Origin of the sequence: Rhizobium changzhiense (genome assembly GCF_013087625.1) — a bacterium.
GTDB lineage: Bacteria > Pseudomonadota > Alphaproteobacteria > Rhizobiales > Rhizobiaceae > Rhizobium > Rhizobium sophorae.
Map to the genome: position 1 here is coordinate 1,581,848 of NZ_JABFCQ010000001.1, position 18,786 is coordinate 1,600,633.

The window sequence follows — 18,786 nt, forward strand, 5'->3', positions numbered from 1 at the left end:
CCGCAAGCGACATTAGATGCAGTTACATCTATCATCATTGCCAAGGAGGCCCTCATGAGCAAGCTTACCCTCGTCAGCCATCATCTCTGCCCCTATGTGCAGCGCGCCGCGATCGCGCTGCTCGAAAAGGGCGTGCCTTTCGAGCGCATCAACATCGATCTTGCCAACAAGCCAGACTGGTTCCTGCAGATCTCGCCGCTCGGCAAGGTGCCACTGCTGCGGATCGAGGAGGAGGACGGCAGTCAGGCCGTGCTGTTCGAAAGCAGCGTCATCTGCGAATATCTGGAGGAGACGCAGCCGGGTGTGGCGCTGCATCCGAAAGACGCGCTGACGCGTGCCCGCCATCGCGGCTGGATGGAATTCGGTTCCTCCGTGCTTTCCGATCTCTGGGGTTACGAGACGGCTGAGGATGCCACGCAGTTGGAGGCCAAGCGCACGGCGCTCATCTCCAAATTCGCGACTGTCGAGAAGGTGTTGACGGACGGCCCCTATTTCGCCGGCAACGACTTCAGCCTGGTCGACGCCGTCTTCGCGCCGGTCTTTCGGTATTTCGATCTCTTCGAGACGCTCGGCGACGGCGACATCTTCGAAGGGCTTGAGCGTGTAAAGCGCTGGCGCAAGGCGCTCTCCGAGCGGGCGAGCGTCAAGGCCGCCGTTGGCGGGGACTACCCGCAGCGGCTGATGGAATTCCTCGACAAGCATAACTCGATCCTGCTCAGGCTGCCTGCCGCCACCTGAAGCGCGCCCGGCGGCCGGACATATCCGGCCGCTTGCAATTCGGCAGCAACACGCTTCATTTTCGCCGCAAACGGGTCTAAGTCTTCCAGCCTCCCACCGTCGATGACAGAAGGCAGGTTGAACCATGACTTTCATGCCCCAGAGCCAGAACACCATTGATCCCGTCAAGCTGGAAAAGCTTGCGGAAGTCGCCATCAAGGTCGGGCTGCAACTGCAGAAAGGTCAGGATCTGGTGATCACTGCGCCTGTCGTGGCGCTGCCGCTCGTCCGCCTGATCACCAAGCACGCCTATCAGGCCGGCGCCGGGCTGGTCTCCGCCTTCTATTCCGACGAGGAGACGACGCTGGCGCGCTATCAGTATGGCAGCGACGAGAGCTTCGACCGCGCCTCCGGCTGGCTCTACGAGGGCATGGCCAAGGCCTATGCCAATGGGGCGGCCCGTCTCGCGGTCGCCGGCGACAATCCGATGCTGCTGTCCGAGCAGGATGCCGGCAAGGTCGGCCGCGCCAATCGCGCCAACTCCACCGCCTACAAGCCGGCGCTGGAAAAGATCTCGAATTTCGACATCAACTGGAACATCGTCTCCTATCCGAACCCGTCCTGGGCCAAGGTGGTCTTCCCCGACGATCCGGAACCGATCGCGATCGCCAAGCTCGCCAAGGCGATCTTTGCCGCCTCGCGCGTCGATGTCAGCGATCCGGTCGCCGCTTGGGCCGAGCACAATGCCAACCTTGGCAAGCGCTCCGCCTGGCTGAACGGAGAACGCTTCGCCTCGCTGCATTTCCGGGGACCGGGCACCGACCTGACGATCGGCCTTGCCGACGGGCATGAATGGCATGGCGGCGCTTCCACCGCCAAGAACGGCATCACCTGCAATCCGAACATCCCGACCGAGGAAGTCTTCACCACGCCGCATGCGCTGCGCGTCGAAGGCCATGTGTCGAGCACCAAGCCGCTCTCGCACCAGGGCACGCTGATCGACAATATCCAGGTGCGTTTCGAGGGCGGGCGCATCGTCGAGGCCAAGGCCTCGCGCGGGGAAGAGGTCTTGAACAAGGTGCTCGATACCGATGAGGGCGCGCGCCGGCTCGGCGAAGTGGCGCTGGTGCCGCATTCCTCGCCGATCTCGGCGAGCGGCATCCTGTTCTACAACACGCTGTTCGACGAAAACGCCTCGTGCCACATCGCGCTCGGCCAGTGCTATTCCAAATGTTTCCTCGATGGCGCGACGCTCAGCCAGGAGCAGATCAAGGCACAGGGCGGCAATTCCAGCCTGATCCATATCGACTGGATGATCGGCTCCGACAAGGTCGATATTGACGGCATCAAGCCGGATGGTTCACGGGTTCCGGTGATGCGGCAGGGCGAATGGGCCTGAGCGGCATCATCGTGCGCTGACTGAGCCAGACGCTGGCAAGCACCATAGCGAAACCGCCGATCTGCACCGGCGTCAGGCTCTGGCCGAGCGCCAGCCAGCCAAGCAGGGTCGCGACCAGCGGACTAAGGAAGCCAAGCGAGGCAACCGCCGAGGGCTCGATGCGCGACAGGCCGCGGAACCAGAGCAGATAGGTGAAGGCTGCGCCGATCAGCCCGAGATAGGCTATGCCGGCAATGTTTGCGGCGGTCGGCTTCGGCGGCGCCGGTTCCATGATAAAGGCGAACGGCACCAGCAGCATGCCGCCCGCCGTCAATTGCCAGGCGGTGAAGGTGAGGTTTGAGACCGGCGGCGCCCAGCGGCGCGTCAGCACCGTGCCGAAGGCCATCGAGACCGCGCCGGCGAGACCAGCAGCGACACCTATCGGATCGAGCCCCGCCTTCGGTGTCAGCACCAGCAGTCCGACGCCGGCCATGCCGACGAGACCGGCCAGCACGGCAAGCAGCCGGATCGGGTTGGCGAGAAAGAGCCGCGACAAAGCGATGACGATCAGCGGCTGCACGGCGCCGACCGTTGCGGCGACGCCGCCCGGCAGCCTGTAGGCCGAGACGAAGAGCATCGCCCAAAAGAACGAGAAATTCAGCGCGCCGAGAACGAAAGCCCTTCCCCACCAGATGCCGAAAGGCAGCTTTCTGACCAGGAAGAGAAGCAGCAGGCCGGCCGGCAATGCACGCAGCATCGCAACCGTCAGCGGATATCCGGCCGGCAGGAAAGCGGTGGTGACGATATAGGTGCTTCCCCAGATTGCGGGTGCGAGCGCGGTTGCCATAAGATCGGCGACATAGCGTGAATCTGTCTTCATATCAAGAATCTCTATTTCAAGATAAATTCATCCTACACCTTCTTATCTTGACGTCAAGATAATGAATGGTATCGATGGAGCATGAGCGAAGACGGCAAGATGGACCATGTCGACAAGATCCTAGCGCAATGGCGACGGGAGCGGCCCGATCTCGACGTCGAACCGATGGGCATCCTCGGCCGTCTGAAACGCCTGAGTACCCATCTCGGCCGCGAAGTGGAGGCCGTGCTCATGAAGCAGGGGCTTTCGTCCTCCGCCTTTGACGTGCTGGCGACGCTGCGCCGCGCCGGCGCCCCCCACCGGCTTTCGCCGGGGGAGCTTCTGGAGATGACCATGGTCAGCTCCGGCACGATGACGAACCGCATCGACCAGCTGGAGAAGGCGGGCTACGTCGAACGTATCCTCAATCCGGAGGATCGCAGGAGCGTGCTCATCGCGCTGACGGAAAAAGGGCTTGCGACGGTGGAGACCGCCGTCGATGCGCATGTCGTCAATCAGCACCGGCTGTCGAAAAATCTGAGCGCGGCCGACAAGGCGGAACTCGACAGGCTGCTGCGCAAGTTTCTTGCGGACTTTGAATAGCGGCTATCGAATTGCCGATAGCAGCTTGCGCACACGATCGAGATGCGCCCTGCGCTTTGCATCCGAGGCCCGGTCCATGTCGTGCAGGCTGAGCATGCGGAAATTCAATCCCTTCGAGCAGAAGGCGGCGATGCCGCGCTTCAAGAGCCGGCGTACCGGATCACCCATATAGAGACGCACCAGCCACCAGGGCGAGCCTGTCGTCGTCAGCGCATAGAGCAGCCTGATATGGGTCAGCTGCGGCACGATACGGCCGCCGGCGGCATCATGGCTGAAGGCAACGCCGGGGGCGAAAACACGGTCGAAGAAACCCTTCAGGACGGCGGGAAAATTGAACCACCACTGCGGAAAGACGAAGATCAGGCCGTCGGCAGCCTTCAGGCGGGCAACGATATCGGCAACGGCTGAGGTATCGTAGGGAATGTCGAAATAGCTGCCGCGCTCAGCCTTCGAAAGGCGCGGATCGAAATTTTCGGCATAGAGATCGAGTAGATCGACGACATGGCCGGAGGCTTCCAGTGCTTCGCGGGCCGTGCGCGCCACCGAGGCGGCGAAACTGTCCTCCAACGGATGGGCAAGCACCAGCAGGATCCGCATCGTCAGAACAGGCTTCCCTGCTTCGGCGGATCTGCGGGTCTTGTGCTGCGCTTCTTGGCACCGGCCGGCGGTGTACCGCCTTCCGTGGTCATGGCGCCGACACGGCCGTCGGCGAATTCGATGGCGATGCCCATGCCGGCGGAGAGCTGAGCAGCTTGCGAGACCGGCCTGTTATCCTCATCGCGAATGACGGCGTAGCCGCGCTTCAGCACATTCTTATAGGAGAGCGACTGCAGCACGCGGTCCTGCGCGGAAAGCTCGGCGCGCGCACGGGTCAGCTGGTGGCGGACCGCCGTATCGGCATGGCGCGAAAGATTGCCAAGGCGTTCGCGACCGCGGTCGGTCTGGCTCTTCAGCCGAGCCGGCAGTGAGGCGAGGATGGTTTCGGCGCGATCGACGCGCGATTTCGAGCGGTCGATCAGCCGCTCGACCATGCGCTCGGCCCGGGCCATGCGCTCGTTCAGCGTCTGGCGGCGCTCGGCGATGCGATTGGACAGTACATCAGGACGCAGATGCGCGGCGACACGCTCGAAGCCGCGGCGCTTGTTGATGGTGTTGAGCTCCAGCCCGCGGCCGAGGCCGGTTGCCGCCTCGTCGAAACGGCGGCGCGGCAAGGCGAGAAGCTGATCGAGCGAGGGCAATGCCCGCATCAGAGCACGCACCGACTGGCGGCGCTGATCCATCTGCCGGTTCATGCAGCCCTGCAGCCGCGCGGCAAGAGCGGCGGCCTGCGCCTCAAGCTCGGCCTTGACCGGCACCGCCATTTCCGCTGCCCCGGTCGGCGTCGGCGCGCGGACATCGGCGGCATAGTCGATCAGCGTCCAGTCTGTCTCATGGCCGACGGCCGAGATCAGCGGTATCCGGCTTTCAGCCGCGGCACGTACGACGATTTCGTCGTTGAAGCTCCAGAGGTCTTCCAGACTACCGCCGCCGCGCGCGACGATCAGCACATCCGGGCGCGGGATGGCGCCTGAAGGTTCCAGCGCGTTGAAGCCGCGGATGGCGTTCGCCACCTCATCGCCGGAGCCCTCGCCCTGGACCTTCACCGGCCAGACGAGGACATGCACGGGAAAACGATCGGAGATGCGGTGAAGGATATCGCGGATCACGGCGCCGGTCGGCGAGGTGACGACGCCGATCACGCCGGGCATGAAGGGCAACCGCTTCTTGCGGGCGGCATCGAACAGGCCCTCGGCACCGAGCTTGCGCTTGCGCTCTTCGATCAGCGCCATCAGCGCTCCGGCGCCGGCCGGCTCCAGCGTCTCGATGACGATCTGATATTTCGAGGAGCCCGGAAAGGTGGTGACCTTGCCGGTGGCGATGACTTCCATGCCCTCTTCCGGGCGGAACTTCAGCCGCGAGAAGGTGCCCTTCCAGATGACGGCGTCGATGCGGGCGCGGTCGTCCTTCAGCGCGAAATAGGCATGGCCCGAGGAGTGCGGCCCACGATAGCCGGAAATCTCGCCGCGCACACGAACCTGGTCGAAGGCGGTTTCAACGGTGCGTTTGATCGAGCCGGAAAGTTCCGAAACCGAATATTCGGCAAGGTTGGTCGGCGAATCGCCGTCGAAGACGTTGCTCATCCCTCTTTGTATGTCGATCAGCGATAAACAGGAAGCTCGGCCTTGGTGCAGGAACCTGTTTTCCCGGCCGTTGAAATCGTTGTGGGAGGGGTTCGTCGCCATTGCATCAAGAGCGCTCGTCTCAACGCATCCTGCACATGCACTCGTTGTATCCAGGTGGACAAACAACAAAATCGTGTAAATTTGTTTTGCTGCGGAACGGATAGTTAGAATATGCGTTTTACCCGAAAGGGATTGCTAACCACCGCAATACAAAGGCTTTTTGGCGAGGACCGTCGGTAAATCTTTGTTAGTTGGCGCTTCCTATGCTTCCCCTCGTTCTCTCTGGGAAGGTGCTGAAATGATTATTCTCACAGCAGCAGCATTGGGCGTCAGCGCCGGGCAGACGCGTTCGGCTGGCGTGATCGCGCTGGTCGCCGCGCTGATCGGAATGACATTCGCGTTGGCGGCGATAACCTCGCCCGGGCCGGTGTCTATTCTCGCATTCGTCTATGCCGTGCTCGGCTATAATGGCGGCCTCATGCTCTTCGTGCTCGGGCTCTATGCCAATCAGCGCCTTCGCCGCGCCATGCGCGTTTCGCACTGACAGCGCGTTTTCACACTGATAAGCGCGTCGCGATTTTTCAGATTGGCTCCCGCGCTTGTTTGGTTTTTACGCATGTCGTTATCGCGACATGCTTTATCCCATCCTGAAGATTGCCGGCGTCAATTCGTCGCCGGCCGATAGCGAAAGAACTGAACGCCCACGTCCACCGCCTTCGGAAGCGGTTCCAGATAGGGCGGGATATTGCCCTTGCCGAGCTCAGCATAGAGCCCATCCGGCTTCAGTTTGGTGATCTCGCGAGTCTGCAGGTCGCCGCGGCAGAAGGCAAGCACCGTCACGCCGGTCCCCTTCAGGAACGCTTCCGCCTCCTGCGGCTCCGCCATGCCGATATGCAGCTCCGTCAGCATGCCGCCCTGATTGCGATGATAAGGCGCGGAGAGAACCCGGTTGGCGGTGAAGCGGAGGATGGGCACGCCCATTTCCGACGGCGCCGAGACCAATCCGGCCGGTAGCCCGGTGAGCGGCGCCAACGCCGCTTGCGATGTGCAGGAAATCTTCTTTGCCGGCTCTGCCGCCTTCTTCTGCGCAGCATTCTCCATCTGCAGCGAGACAAATCCGCCGCCGACGGCCCAAGCGGCCGGAGCACTGGCGAGCACGGTGACGATATAGACGAAGGCGGCTGCGACATTCTCGCTGTCGCCGTTGGAGATGCGGCGGACATCTATAATCAACAGGGCAAGCGGCAGGATGGAGATCAAGTTCGAGAAGGTGGAACCGCGCACCTGGACCAGCGCGATTGCCCAGCTGGTCATCAGCAGGAAGAGCAGGACCAGGTGGATTTGCACGCGGTCACGCTGAACGACGCGGAAGATGCAGACGGCGATGCCGAACAGGCCGGCCGCATAGAAGGCACCAATCGAGAAGGGGTCGGTGCGTCCGAGAGCGAAAATCGACTGCGCTTCCGAAACATTTCTCAGCCAGAGCTCGACGAGCATCGGGTCGAGACCGGCCAGCGGATCGCTCAGGCATTGCGGTGCAATCACAATCGCCGAACCGAGAACGACGGCGCCGACGACGGCGAGTGCGGCAAAGCGCAAGGGCCGGCGCAAGCGGCTGGCAAAGACCGCCGAAAACAACAGTAACCCGCCGCCGATCGCCGCCAGGCTGTAATAGCCGAGCGAGAGATTGTCGCAGGTAACCGTCGAATAAAGCCGGGGCGGCACGGTTGCGAAGAACAGGATGCTGATCGCAGTCGCCAGCGCCAGCCCGAAGGCCTTGGCGGCGACGGCGAAATCTTCGCCCTCCCATGCCCACAGCAGGGCGACGATCACGCAGACGGTAGCGACGAAGGGCGTCGTCTCGGCGCCGATGGCGATGGCAACGGCTGCCGCGATGCCGGCGACCGCATAGCTCCAGGCGCGACGCTCTGGATCCAGCAGCATCGCGATCATCGTCGCGACCAGCGCCAGCTGCGCATTGTGATGATCAATGGCGCCCGGCGCGAAACGGTTTCCGGCGTAGATCGCAAAACCTGTCAAGCCGAGACTGATATGCATGGCGGCAACCCCGCCGATGCGCCGGCCAGCAACCGCCATGGCGAGCATGGCGGGCAGGATGAGCGATACCGGCCAGACGGCGAGCGCAAGCGCTTCGGCCGTCTCGCGGGGCGCAAACAGGCCAACGAACCAGATCAGCGAGGCGATCGGCAGATCGATCAGCCGCGACCAATGCATCAGCGTGCCGCCGTCGAGGCCGAGACGGTATTGCATCAGATCGAACCAGCCCTGCCCGGCCAGGAAATCGCGAACCTCGACGAGACGCATTCCGTCATCATTGTCGGGGCCGACGTAATCGGTGGCGACGGAAAGCTTGGTGATGAGGATGGCGGCAGCAAGGATGACGCTATAGGCGATGACGGTTGGCCAGAGACGCGTCAGCAGGTCGCGCAGCCCGCCCCTGGGAGCGTCGATCGCGGAGGATGCATGGGGGATCGGCTGCACAGCGTTCATCGTGGTTAGCGGTTCGTTTCGATACCCGAACTTTAGCCGCCGCCGATCAAGAAAGTGTAAAGCCGTTTGTGGCAGCTGCCTATTTTTGCCTGCGTCATAGGGTCTTATTAACGGCGCATGATTTAGGCTGAGCGCGGCTTTCAAGTGTAACGAGTAGAGTCATGGCCCGATCGCGTACCGATAATCTGAATATTGCCGTCCTGCTCCCCTGCTATAATGAAGCCGCTACAATCGGCGCTGTCGTGCAGGGTTTCCGGGCGACGCTGCCGGATGCTGCGATCCACGTCTACGACAATAATTCCACCGACGGCACCGCGCTGCAGGCGATGCTTGCCGGCGCGCATGTCGTGCGCGAGCGGCGCCAGGGCAAGGGCCATGTCGTGCGCCGCATGTTCGCCGATATCGACGCCGACATCTACATCATCGCCGACGGCGACGGCACCTATGCGCCGGAGGATGCCGAGGAACTGGTCCGCACGCTTCTGACCGAGCGCGCCGACATGGTGGTCGGCACCAGGCGCGGTGTGCACGCCGATGCCGGCCGTCAGGGCCATGCGCTCGGCAACCGGCTTTTCAACCTGCTTTACCGGATGATCTTCGGCCCCGACTTCACCGATATCTTTTCCGGCTACCGCGCGTTTTCGCGCCGCTTCGTCAAGAGTTTCCCGGCAGTATCAGCCGGCTTCGAGATCGAAACCGAGATGTCCGTGCATGCCTCCCGGCTGAAGCTGCCGGTCAGCGAGCTGGAGCTCGATTATGGCCGCCGGCCGGAAGGCTCGCATTCCAAGCTTTCGACATTCCGCGACGGCGCCAAGATCCTCTGGATGTTCGCGATGCTGATGAAGGAAACCCGGCCCTTCGCCTTTTTCAGCGTGATCAGCGCCACCTTCATGCTGGCGAGCCTCGGCTTCATGGCGCCGGTGCTGGCGGAATATTTCGAAACGGGTCTCGTCAGCCGCATGCCGACCTGGGTGCTGTCGACGGCGCTGATGATGATTTCCTTCATGCTGTTCACCGCCGGGGTCATCCTGGATTCGGTTGCGCGTGCCCGCGCCGAACAGCTTCGTATCCATTATATGGGCCTGGAAAGGCCGAGCGCGTTGAAGGCGCCGCTCGGCGACGCAGGGCCGGTCTCGTCGCGCGCGCGTCCCGGCAAGGCGGATGCGGCATGAGGAAGCTCGTCCGCTTCGCCATCGCCGGCGGCATCGGCTTCCTCGTCGATGCCGGAATCCTGTCGGCGCTGCTCCATCTCACGCCGCTCGGGCCGTTTCTGGCGCGGCTCGTGGCGATCGCCTTCGCGATGGCCGCGACCTGGGCTTTCAACCGGCGCTTCACCTTCGATCGCTCCGGCCGTTCGCTTGCCGCCGAAGGCTTCCGCTACGGCTCGGTCGGGGTGACGGCAGCGCTCGTCAATTACGGCCTCTATTCCGCGCTTCTGCTGTCGCTGCCGGCGCTTCAGCCGCTGGCAGCCATGGTGATCGCCAGCATCGCCTCAATGATCTTCAGCTTCTTCGGCTATTCGCGCTTCGTCTTCCGCGCGGAATAGTTAGAGCACCGCGCGTCCAATAGGACGCGCTAAGGACGCTCTAACCCCCTGAAGTGGTGCATAATCCTTTCCGAAAATCGATTCCGATTTTCGGGGTTATGCGCTAGACTGCTTCCCAGCCATCCTTCTCGCTGGCCCGGTAGATCGCGTCGATCACCTTCTGGTTCAGCTTCGAATTTTCGAGCGTGACGATCTCTTCCTTGCCGTTCGTCACCGCCCGGGCAAAGGCCTCGACCTGCCGCTTGTACTGGCGGCTGTCCTGGAAGCGGAAGATGCGCGATTCATTGTGGCTGCGGTCGGCAAGCTCGATCTCTTCCGGTCCCCAGCGATTGGCGTTGAACGGCGATTTGACCTCGATGTACCCTTCGGTGCCGTGGAAGACCATGACCTGGCGGTTGGCCATCTGCGTCGAGATATAGAAGCTCAGCTCGAAATCGCCGAAATCGGCCTTGACGCTCGAATAGATATCGGTGCCGAAATCCGCATCGCGCTCGGTGATCGCCTGGATCCAGAGCGGCTCCTTGCCGGTGGAAAAACGCGTGCCCATGACGGGATAGACGCCGATATCGGGAAGGCCGCCGCCCCCGAGCTCCGGGATATTGCGCATGTTGGCGGGGTCGCGGTTGAAATAGGTGAAGGCGCCCTGCACATGCCGGAGCGAACCGATAGCGCCCTCGTCAATCAGCGAGCGCACCTTCTGCCAGACCGGCGAATAGGTGATCATATAGGCTTCGGTGACCACCACCCGGTTGCGGTCGCGGGCGGTGATCAGATCGTCGATATCGCCGGCCTTGAGCGCTAAGGGCTTTTCGCAGAGCACGTGCTTGCCGGCATCTGCCGCCTTGATCGACCATTCGATATGCTGCGAGGTCGGCAGCGGGATGTAGACGGCGTCGATGAGGTCGGAGGCCAGCATCTCCTCGTAGGAGCCGAAGGCATGCGGCACCGAGAAGCGGTCGGCCATCTCCCTTGCGCGCGCCAGATCACGGCTGGCAATCGCCGTGACCACGCAATTCTCCGCATCCTGGATCGCCGGAACGACGTTGTCGCGGCCGATCTTCGCCGTTGAAATGATACCGAAACGCAGCATGATCCAAGTCTCCCAAACTGATTTCCGCGAACCATATTCAGGCCTTAGCTGCGGCGCAATGGCGCGACCTGAAATCACGGAAGTTTGCCTTCCCGAATGCGCGGATCGCACTAAGTTGGTCAACGCGGCGTTCTGTCGTATCCGCGATTTCAATTCCTTCATACTTCTGGAGAGCGTCATGGAAATGCGCCGGCTTGGAAAAACAGGTCTGTCGGTCGCGCCGATCGTCATCGGCGGCAATGTCTTCGGCTGGACGGCCGACGAAAAAACATCCTTCGCCATTCTCGACGCCTTCTTTGACGCGGGGCTGAACACGATCGATACGGCCGATGTCTATTCCTCGTGGGTTCCGGGCAACAAGGGCGGCGATTCCGAGGAGATCATCGGGCGCTGGCTAAGCCAAGCCAAGATCTCGCGCGACAAGGCCGTGATCGTCACCAAGGTCGGCTCCGACATGGGACAGGGAAAGACGCTGAAGGAGACCTATATCCTGAAGGCGGTCGAAGATTCGCTGCGCCGGCTGCAAACCGACTATATCGACCTCTATCTCTCGCACTGGCCGGATGAAGATACGCCGCACGGGCAAACGCTTGGCGCCTTCGCCAAGCTGAAGCAACAGGGCAAGATCCGCGCCATCGGCTGCTCGAATTATGATGCAAAACTGCTTCAGGCTTCCTTCGACGCTGCCGAAAAGGCCGGCCTGCCGCGTTACGATGTGCTGCAGCCGGAATATAATCTCTATGAGCGCGCAAGCTTCGAGGGGCCGCTTGCCGATCTCTGCGTCAAAGAAGACATCGGCGTCATCACCTATTTCAGCCTCGCCGCCGGCTTCCTCACCGGCAAATACCGCAGCAAGTCCGATACGCAAGGCCGCGCACGTGAGGGCCGGGTTTCAAAATATCTGGACGACAAAGGCCTGCGCATCCTGGCCGCGCTCGACAGGGTTTCTGCCGAGACCGGCGCCAAGCCGGCGGAAATTTCGCTCGCATGGCTGCTGCGCAAGCAGGGCGTGACGGCGCCGATCGCCAGCGCCACCAGCCTTTCGCAGCTTGAAAGCCTGGCGAAATCGGCGACACTGGCGCTTTCCGATGACGCGATGGCGCTGCTCGACCAAGCCGGTGCCTGAAAGAAAGAGACGCCATGACCGTGACGATACGTGATGCCCGCCCCGAGGACGAAGCCCGCTGGCGCGAGCTCTGGGCGGCCTATCTCGTCTTTTACGACGTCACGGTCGATGCCGATATCACCGATTCCACATGGCGCCGGGTCTTCGATCCGGCGTCGGCGATCGCCATGCGTGTCGCCGAAATCGACGACAGGATCATGGGCTTTGCGCTCTATCTCACCCATGAAGGCACGTGGATCCGCGGCAGGGACTGCTATCTCGAAGACCTGTTCGTCGATGCCGATGCGCGCGGCAAAGGCGTCGGGCGGGCGCTGATGGACGATCTCGTTTCGACCTGCAGAGCCAACGGCTGGTCGCGGCTCTACTGGCATACGAGCGAGCAGAACAGAACCGCGCGAGTGCTCTATGACAGCTACGTCGAAAGCGACGGCCACATCCGCTATCGTATCACCTTCTGAGCATAGGAAATCCTTCGTAAAAGGCGGCGTGATCGCCTTCCCAATTGGCCATGCCCGGCTTGGTGAGGATGCCGCGCGGACTGATGTAGCTCTGGATCACCCGTTTCGGCCGTTCGTGCCACTGGATATTGAAGGCCCAGAGCTTCGGGAAGAAGCAGAGCGAGGCATAAGGCAGGTGGTCGTGAATCCACCAGGCGAGCCGCTGCCAGTCGCTTTCGTCGCGGTAATGGTCGATCATCCATGGCACGGCAATGCAGACGGCTGCACCCATGCAGCCGTCAAAATCCCTCATATCCCAGATGTGATGCGCTGATGTGGCGGCATTGGTCGAGCAGTTCAGTTTGTTCTCATTGCCGAACCTGTTGACCGCCGGCGAACGATAGCCGGAGCGGATATGCAGGCGCCCGAACGTCGCCTCCAGCGGCTCGAGCAACTCCTCGCAGAGCCTCTTGCCCACCTCGATCGCCAGATCGGGATCCTCGGGGATATTGGGGATGCGATAGAAATCGGCGATTTCGGAATGCAGGAAATCGCGAAGGAAGAAGTTTTGCGACAGCCTTACGCGGCCGAGATCCTCCAGACCCTTCATCGAATTCGGCTTTCGCATGACTTTATATTCCTCCCATATCCACGGCAGGAATCATTGCCCGGCACCGATTTCCAGTCCACCCGAAATTGATCGGGAACAATTAGCGGGATCTTCGCTTCTTAATGTGTCGCCGCATTCGCGGTTTTCCCCAGAACAAGGATCGAGAAAATGGCCAAGGAAAAGACGTTGGAAGATCTATTCCACGACACACTCAAGGACATCTACTTTGCCGAACGGCAGATTTTGCGCGCCCTGCCGAAGATGGCGCGCGCCGCCCAGTCCTCCGAACTGAAGGCGGGCTTCGAAAAGCACCGTGAGGAAACCGAAGCTCAGGTCGAGCGCCTGCAGCAGGTTTTTGAACTGATCGGCAAACGCGCCCAGGGCAAGACCTGCGAGGCGATCCAGGGCATTCTGGCCGAGGGCGAAGAAATCATGGAGGAATTCAAGGGCACATCGGCCCTCGATGCCGGCCTGATCTCTGCGGCTCAGGCGGTCGAGCATTATGAAATCGCCCGCTACGGTACGCTGAAGACCTGGGCCGCGACGCTCGGCCTCAAGGATGCCGTCCGCCTGCTCGACCAGACGCTGCAGGAGGAAACGGCCACCGACAAGACCCTCTCCCAGCTCGCCACCACGGCGGCGAACCAGAAGGCAAAGGCTGCCTGATGAAATGATGGGAACGGGCGGCTGTTTCAGTATTTATCGGCCGCCCGCATCCTTCTCGGCATATCTGAAGAAATCGATGAAGGCGCGCAGTGCCGGCCGCATCTGCCGCCGGCTGGGATAATAGAGAAACGGCCCGGAATAGGGCGCGCACCAATCCTCCAGCACCCGCACCAGCTTGCCGGTCGCGAGTTCCGCATAGACCCGCATGTCGAAGAGATAGGCAAGACCGGCGCCATTCAGCGCCGCAAGCAGCGCGAGGCGATCCTCGCTGACGATCAGCGGCCCGTCGACCGAAACGACCAGTTCCTGCCCGTCCTTTTCGAATTCCCAGCGATAGATCGAGCCATTGGTAAAGCGCCGCTTGATGCAGCGGTGATGGACGAGATCGCGTGGATGCTGCGGCTTCGGATGATACTCGAAATATTCGGGCGAAGCGGCGATCACCGTCGTCAGATTGGGCGAGACCCTGACCGCGATCATATCAGCCTCGAGGCTCTCCTCCAGCCGGATGCCGGCATCGAAACCCTCCTTGACGATATCGGTGAAGCCGTCCTCATTGGCGATCTCCAGGGTGATATCGGGATAGAGGTTGAGAAAGTCGCCGAGGCGCGGGGCGAGCAGCAGATCGGAGGCGAAGCGCGGCGCGGTGATGCGCAGGTTTCCGGCCGGCTTGGCGCGCGTATCGCGGACGGCCTCCAAGGCAATATCGATCTCCTCGAGTGCGGGACGAAGTCTTTCGAGAAGCAGGCGGCCCTCCTCCGTCGGCGCCACGCTGCGGGTGGTGCGCGCCAGCAGCCGCACCCCCAGACTGTCTTCTAGGCTGGAGATCGCATGGCTGACGGCCGAGGGCGCGACGAGGAGTTCCTTTGCAGCGGCCCGGAAGCTGCGATGCTCCGAGACGGCGGCGAGAACGGCGAGTTGCGAGAGCTGGGTCCTATTCATTGATCGAATTGATAGAACAACCCGTTTGAAACTGCATGTATTTTCTGATCGATGCTGCAGCGATATGGTCTGCTGGTGCCGCAACAACCGATCAAGCGGTTTCAAAATCAGCTCAAAGGAGCACTTCATGAAAACCCGGAAACTCGGAAACGATCTGACCGTCTCTGCCGTCGGCCTTGGCTGCATGGGCATGAGCTTCGCCTACGGCGCCAGTGACGATGCAGAATCGATCAAGACACTGCATCGCGCCATCGATCTCGGCGTCACCTTCTTCGACACCGCCGAAGTCTATGGTCCCTTCACCAACGAGGTTCTGCTCGGCAAAGCGCTGAAGCCATTCCGGGACCGCGTGGTGATCGCTACCAAATTCGGCTTCAAGATCGATGCCAACAAGCCGGGTGCTGCCGCCATCGCCGGCGTCGACAGCCGCCCCAAGCATGTGCGCGCGGTCGCCGAGGCTTCGCTGAAACGCCTCGGCATCGACACCATCGACCTCTTTTATCAGCACCGGGTCGATCCCAATGTGCCGATCGAGGAGACCGTCGGCGTGATGGCGGAACTGGTGAAGGAAGGCAAAGTTCGGGCGCTCGGGCTTTCGGAAGCCGGCAGCGCCACCATTCGCCGCGCCCATGAAGTCCATGCGATCGCAGCCCTGCAGAGTGAGTATTCGCTCTGGACGCGCGATCCTGAAGAGGAGGTGCTTGCGACATGCCGCGAACTCGGCATCGGCTTCGTACCTTATAGCCCGCTTGGACGCGGCTTCCTGACCGGGTCGATCCGCAAAGTGGAGGATCTCGCTGCCGACGATTTCCGTCGGCAAGTGCCGCGGTTCCAGGCGGAAAATTTCGACGCTAATGCCGCCCTCGTCGCGACTCTCGAGCGGCTTGCCGCCGAGAAAGGCGTGACGGCGGCGCAGCTGGCGCTGGCCTGGGTGTTGAACCAGGGCGACGACATCGTGCCGATCCCCGGCGGCCGCAAGCTTCACCATCTCGAACAGAATGCGGCCGCTGCCGATATCGTGCTGAGCCCGGCGGAACTCGAGCAGCTCAGCGAAGCGATCCCCGCCGGACAGGTGGCCGGCAAGCGCTATTCGGACGCCTCGCTTGCCATGACGAATATCTGAACCCCTACCGAAACAAAGAGCGAAAGCCCGGTCGGCAACAACCGGCCGGGCTTGCCTTCGGGGCTGGCGAAACTATCTAAGGCCATCTCGGAGAACGGGATGACAATATGTCGGACAGGCAGGCAGTCGAACAGACAGTTCATCTCTATGTCGAAGGCATGGCCTTCGCCAATGAGGCAGCCTTGAAAAAGGCCTTTCACCCGCAAAGCTCGATCATCGGCCATTACGAAAATGCGGTCGAATGGCTGACGCGGGACGAGTTCATCGCCGCGATCCTGGCGGAAGAGCCGGCGCCACCCGGCACGCAGCCCTACATGGACATTCAGAGCGTCGATGTCGAGGGCGAAGCGGCAAGCGTCAAGGTGACAGACGACTTTGCCGGAATGCGCTTTACCGATTATCTCTCGCTGCTGAAGATCGACGGCCGCTGGACGATCGTCAGCAAACTCTTCCATCTGCATAGGTGAAAGGACCGGCCGCCATTCGCGACCGGTCCATTATTTGACAACGTTGGGTGAAGCTCAGCTTCTGAGGACACCGCCGGTGAATTTGGCGACGCTGGCGACGATCTTCTGCGTCAGCGCCTCGAAATCCTCGTCCGTCAGCGTGCGCTCGACCGGCTGGATCTGAACCTCGATCGCCACCGACTTCTTGCCGTCGCCAACCGATGCACCCTCGAAGATATCGAAGACATTGACGCCGGTCACCAGCTTGCGGTCGGCGCCGGTCGCGGCCTTGACGATGGCGCCGGCTTCCACCGTCTTGTCGACGACGAAGGCGAAGTCGCGCCGCACCACCTGGAAGGGCGACAGCTCAAGCGCCGGCTTGGTGCGCGTCGCCTTGCGCTTGGGCTCCGGCATGGCGTCGACATAGACCTCGAAGCCGCAGAGAGCGCCGGAGACGTCGAGCGCTTCCAGCGTCAGAGGATGGAATTCGCCGAAATAGCCGAGCACGACCTTCGGCCCCATCTTGATCGTGCCGGAGCGGCCGGGATGATACCATTCCGGTCCGCCCTGCTCGATCTGGATATTGCCCATCGGCAGGCCGCAGGCTTCGATGACGGCGAGCGCATCGGCTTTGGCGTCGAAGACGTCGACCGGCTTGCCCCCGCCCTTGGCGGCGTTCGACCAGGCGCGACCGGCGCCGGCAAGCGAGGCTGTGCCGCGGCGAATGCCGCCGGCCACGCGGCGCTGACCGTCCGCCCTGTCGTTCTCATAGGTGCCGGAGACCTCGAAGAGGGCGACGTCGGCGTAACCCTTGTCGGCATTGCGCTGGGCTGCGGTCAGCAGGCCCGGCAGGAGTGACGGGCGCATATCCGACATTTCGGCGGCGATCGGGTTGGCAAGCTTGAGGGCGGGCGAGCCGCCGCCGAACAGCTTTGCCTGGTCTTCCGGAATGAAGGACCAGGTGACGGCTTCGAGCATGCCGCGTGCGGCGAGCGCCCGCTTGGCGAGGCGGCTGCGGATCTGCAGCGTCGTCAGGATCTTGCCGTTGACGGCCGCGTGACTTTCGAGCGGCGCCGGCTTGATATTGTCGACGCCGTGGATGCGCATGACTTCTTCCACGAGATCTGCCTTGCCGTCGACATCGGGACGCCAAGAGGGAACGGCGACGGAGACCCGCTCGCCGGAACCGGAGACCTTGAAGCCAAGGCGCGTCAGGATCGTGTTGCTTTCCTCATTCGAGACGTCGAGGCCCGTCAAGCGCTTGACCTCCGAATAGGGGAAATCGACGATCTTCGGCTGGTAACCCTTGTAGCCGACGACCTCTGCTCTGGCGGGTTTGCCACCGCAAAGTTCCACCACCAGTTCCGTCGTGCGTTCGAGACCGGGGACCATATATTCCGGATCGACGCCGCGTTCGAAGCGGTAGCGGGCATCGGTGATGATGCCGAGGCTGCGGCCTGACTTGGCGATGTTCATCGGGTCCCAGAGGGCGGATTCGATCAAAACGTCGACGGTGCTCTCATCGCAGCCGGAATGTTCGCCGCCCATGATGCCGCCGATCGATTCGATGCCATCCTCATCGGCGATGACGACGTTGTTCGGCGAGAGCTTGTATTCGCGCTGGTCGAGCGCCAGCACCGTCTCGCCCTCGACGGCGCGGCGGACGGTCAGGTTGCCCTTGATCTTGGCAGCGTCGAAGACGTGGATCGGCCGCCCCTGATCGAAGGTCATGTAATTGGTGACATCAACAAGCGCGTTGATGGGGCGCAGGCCGATGGCGATCAGCCGCTGCTGCATCCAGCGCGGGCTCAGGCCGTTCCTGACGCCGCGCACGAGGCGCAGCGCAAAACCCGGGCAAAGCTTCGGATCGTCGAGATCGAGCGTCAGCTTCACCGGCGTCTCGCCTTCGACGGCGAAGGACGGCGCGGGCCGCGTCTTCAACGTGCCGAGGCCGGAGGCAGCGAGATCGCGGGCGATGCCGTGGATCGAGGTGCAATCCGGCCGGTTGGGCGTCAGGTTGATCTCGATTATCGGGTCGTCGAGATGCGCATAGGCGGCATAACTCTGGCCGACCGGCGCATCCTCGGGTAGATCGATGATGCCGTCGTGACTGTCGGAGATCTGCAGCTCCTTTTCGGAGCACATCATGCCATGGCTTTCGACGCCGCGGATATTGCCGACGGCGAGCGTCACGTCGATACCGGGAACATAGGTTCCGGGCGCTGCGAAGGCGCCGACGAGACCGGCGCGCGCATTCGGGGCGCCGCAGACGACCTGGACCGGCGCGCCGGATCCGGTATCGACCATCAGGACCTTCAGGCGATCGGCCTGCGGATGTTTTTCGGCCGAGACGACCCTGGCGATAACGAAAGGCTTGAATGCCGCCTTGTCGTCGACGTCCTCGACCTCCAGTCCGATCTCGGTGAGGCGCGTGCAGATTTCATCGAGGCCGGCATCCGTTTCCAGATGCTCTTTCAACCAGGAGAGCGTGAATTTCATCGTCCCAATTC

At 62.1% G+C, this 18,786-nt stretch carries 18 protein-coding genes and 1 pseudogene; 11 read left to right on the top strand and 8 right to left on the bottom strand.

Annotated elements, in window-relative coordinates; translation table 11 throughout:
* Positions 1 to 54 precede the first annotated feature (54 nt).
* On the top strand, positions 55 to 738 hold the full coding sequence (locus G9X68_RS07940; RefSeq protein ID WP_171601919.1) for a glutathione S-transferase family protein: 684 nt from the start codon (positions 55 to 57) through the stop codon (positions 736 to 738).
* Positions 739 to 862: 124 nt separating this feature from the next.
* Positions 863 to 2,116, top strand: a complete 1,254-nt coding sequence (locus tag G9X68_RS07945) for an aminopeptidase (RefSeq protein ID WP_171601920.1) — start codon at positions 863 to 865, stop codon at positions 2,114 to 2,116.
* Here G9X68_RS07945 and G9X68_RS07950 read toward each other — a convergent pair.
* A complete protein-coding gene (locus G9X68_RS07950; RefSeq protein WP_171601921.1) occupies positions 2,064 to 2,975 on the bottom strand; it encodes an EamA family transporter in 912 nt (303 codons plus the stop codon). The genes G9X68_RS07945 and G9X68_RS07950 overlap by 53 nt on opposite strands.
* A gap of 81 nt (positions 2,976 to 3,056) precedes the next feature.
* Between G9X68_RS07950 and G9X68_RS07955 the strand changes: the two genes are divergently transcribed.
* Positions 3,057 to 3,557, top strand: a complete 501-nt coding sequence (locus tag G9X68_RS07955; protein WP_011650088.1) for a MarR family winged helix-turn-helix transcriptional regulator — start codon at positions 3,057 to 3,059, stop codon at positions 3,555 to 3,557.
* 3 nt (positions 3,558 to 3,560) lie between these two features.
* Here G9X68_RS07955 and G9X68_RS07960 read toward each other — a convergent pair whose 3' ends face one another.
* On the bottom strand, positions 3,561 to 4,154 hold the full coding sequence (locus tag G9X68_RS07960) for an NAD(P)H-dependent oxidoreductase (protein WP_171601922.1): 594 nt from the start codon (positions 4,152 to 4,154) through the stop codon (positions 3,561 to 3,563).
* Between the two features lie 2 nt (positions 4,155 to 4,156).
* Complete coding sequence (gene xseA, locus G9X68_RS07965; RefSeq protein ID WP_171601923.1) at positions 4,157 to 5,737, bottom strand: exodeoxyribonuclease VII large subunit; 1,581 nt, start codon at positions 5,735 to 5,737, stop codon at positions 4,157 to 4,159.
* A 340-nt stretch (positions 5,738 to 6,077) separates the two neighbouring features.
* On the opposite strand from xseA, the gene G9X68_RS07970 reads away from it, so the two are divergent.
* Positions 6,078 to 6,323: a hypothetical protein gene (locus G9X68_RS07970; protein WP_003544643.1), complete on the top strand. Its 246-nt coding sequence runs from the start codon at positions 6,078 to 6,080 to the stop codon at positions 6,321 to 6,323.
* Between the two features lie 119 nt (positions 6,324 to 6,442).
* On the opposite strand, the gene G9X68_RS07975 is transcribed toward G9X68_RS07970, so the two are convergent.
* The gene (locus G9X68_RS07975) at positions 6,443 to 8,290 is read right to left on the bottom strand and encodes a hypothetical protein (protein ID WP_171601924.1); all 1,848 of its coding nucleotides are present in this window, start codon (positions 8,288 to 8,290) and stop codon (positions 6,443 to 6,445) included.
* Between the two features lie 161 nt (positions 8,291 to 8,451).
* Between G9X68_RS07975 and G9X68_RS07980 the strand changes: the two genes are divergently transcribed.
* Positions 8,452 to 9,462, top strand: coding sequence for a glycosyltransferase (locus tag G9X68_RS07980; RefSeq protein WP_171601925.1), 1,011 nt, complete (start codon positions 8,452 to 8,454; stop codon positions 9,460 to 9,462).
* Positions 9,459 to 9,836, top strand: coding sequence for a GtrA family protein (locus tag G9X68_RS07985; RefSeq protein ID WP_171601926.1), 378 nt, complete (start codon positions 9,459 to 9,461; stop codon positions 9,834 to 9,836). Before G9X68_RS07980 ends, G9X68_RS07985 begins: the two co-directional genes overlap by 4 nt.
* 103 nt (positions 9,837 to 9,939) lie before the next feature.
* Here G9X68_RS07985 and G9X68_RS07990 read toward each other — a convergent pair whose 3' ends face one another.
* A complete protein-coding gene (locus G9X68_RS07990; RefSeq protein WP_171601927.1) occupies positions 9,940 to 10,926 on the bottom strand; it encodes a Gfo/Idh/MocA family protein in 987 nt (328 codons plus the stop codon).
* Between the two features lie 178 nt (positions 10,927 to 11,104).
* On the opposite strand from G9X68_RS07990, the gene G9X68_RS07995 reads away from it, so the two are divergent.
* A complete protein-coding gene (locus G9X68_RS07995) occupies positions 11,105 to 12,052 on the top strand; it encodes an aldo/keto reductase (protein ID WP_171601928.1) in 948 nt (315 codons plus the stop codon).
* Positions 12,053 to 12,066: 14 nt separating this feature from the next.
* The gene (locus G9X68_RS08000) at positions 12,067 to 12,510 is read left to right on the top strand and encodes a GNAT family N-acetyltransferase (RefSeq protein ID WP_171601929.1); all 444 of its coding nucleotides are present in this window, start codon (positions 12,067 to 12,069) and stop codon (positions 12,508 to 12,510) included.
* Here G9X68_RS08000 and G9X68_RS08005 read toward each other — a convergent pair.
* Positions 12,500 to 13,154: pseudogene (locus G9X68_RS08005) on the bottom strand (hypothetical protein). The gene G9X68_RS08000 and the pseudogene G9X68_RS08005 sit on opposite strands and share 11 nt — an antisense overlap.
* A gap of 113 nt (positions 13,155 to 13,267) precedes the next feature.
* Between G9X68_RS08005 and G9X68_RS08010 the strand changes: the two are divergent.
* A complete protein-coding gene (locus G9X68_RS08010) occupies positions 13,268 to 13,765 on the top strand; it encodes a YciE/YciF ferroxidase family protein (RefSeq protein WP_097617111.1) in 498 nt (165 codons plus the stop codon).
* Positions 13,766 to 13,798: 33 nt separating this feature from the next.
* Here G9X68_RS08010 and G9X68_RS08015 read toward each other — a convergent pair whose 3' ends face one another.
* Positions 13,799 to 14,707: a LysR family transcriptional regulator gene (locus G9X68_RS08015; protein WP_171601931.1), complete on the bottom strand. Its 909-nt coding sequence runs from the start codon at positions 14,705 to 14,707 to the stop codon at positions 13,799 to 13,801.
* Positions 14,708 to 14,834: 127 nt separating this feature from the next.
* Between G9X68_RS08015 and G9X68_RS08020 the strand changes: the two genes are divergently transcribed.
* Both G9X68_RS08020 and G9X68_RS08025 read left to right on the top strand, forming a co-directional pair.
* A complete protein-coding gene (locus tag G9X68_RS08020; protein ID WP_171601932.1) occupies positions 14,835 to 15,830 on the top strand; it encodes an aldo/keto reductase in 996 nt (331 codons plus the stop codon).
* A gap of 107 nt (positions 15,831 to 15,937) precedes the next feature.
* Positions 15,938 to 16,297: a nuclear transport factor 2 family protein gene (locus G9X68_RS08025; protein WP_168308052.1), complete on the top strand. Its 360-nt coding sequence runs from the start codon at positions 15,938 to 15,940 to the stop codon at positions 16,295 to 16,297.
* A gap of 54 nt (positions 16,298 to 16,351) precedes the next feature.
* On the opposite strand, the gene pheT is transcribed toward G9X68_RS08025, so the two are convergent.
* Entirely contained in the window at positions 16,352 to 18,775 is a 2,424-nt protein-coding gene (pheT, locus tag G9X68_RS08030; RefSeq protein WP_171601933.1) for a phenylalanine--tRNA ligase subunit beta, read from the bottom strand.
* Positions 18,776 to 18,786: the final 11 nt, after the last annotated feature.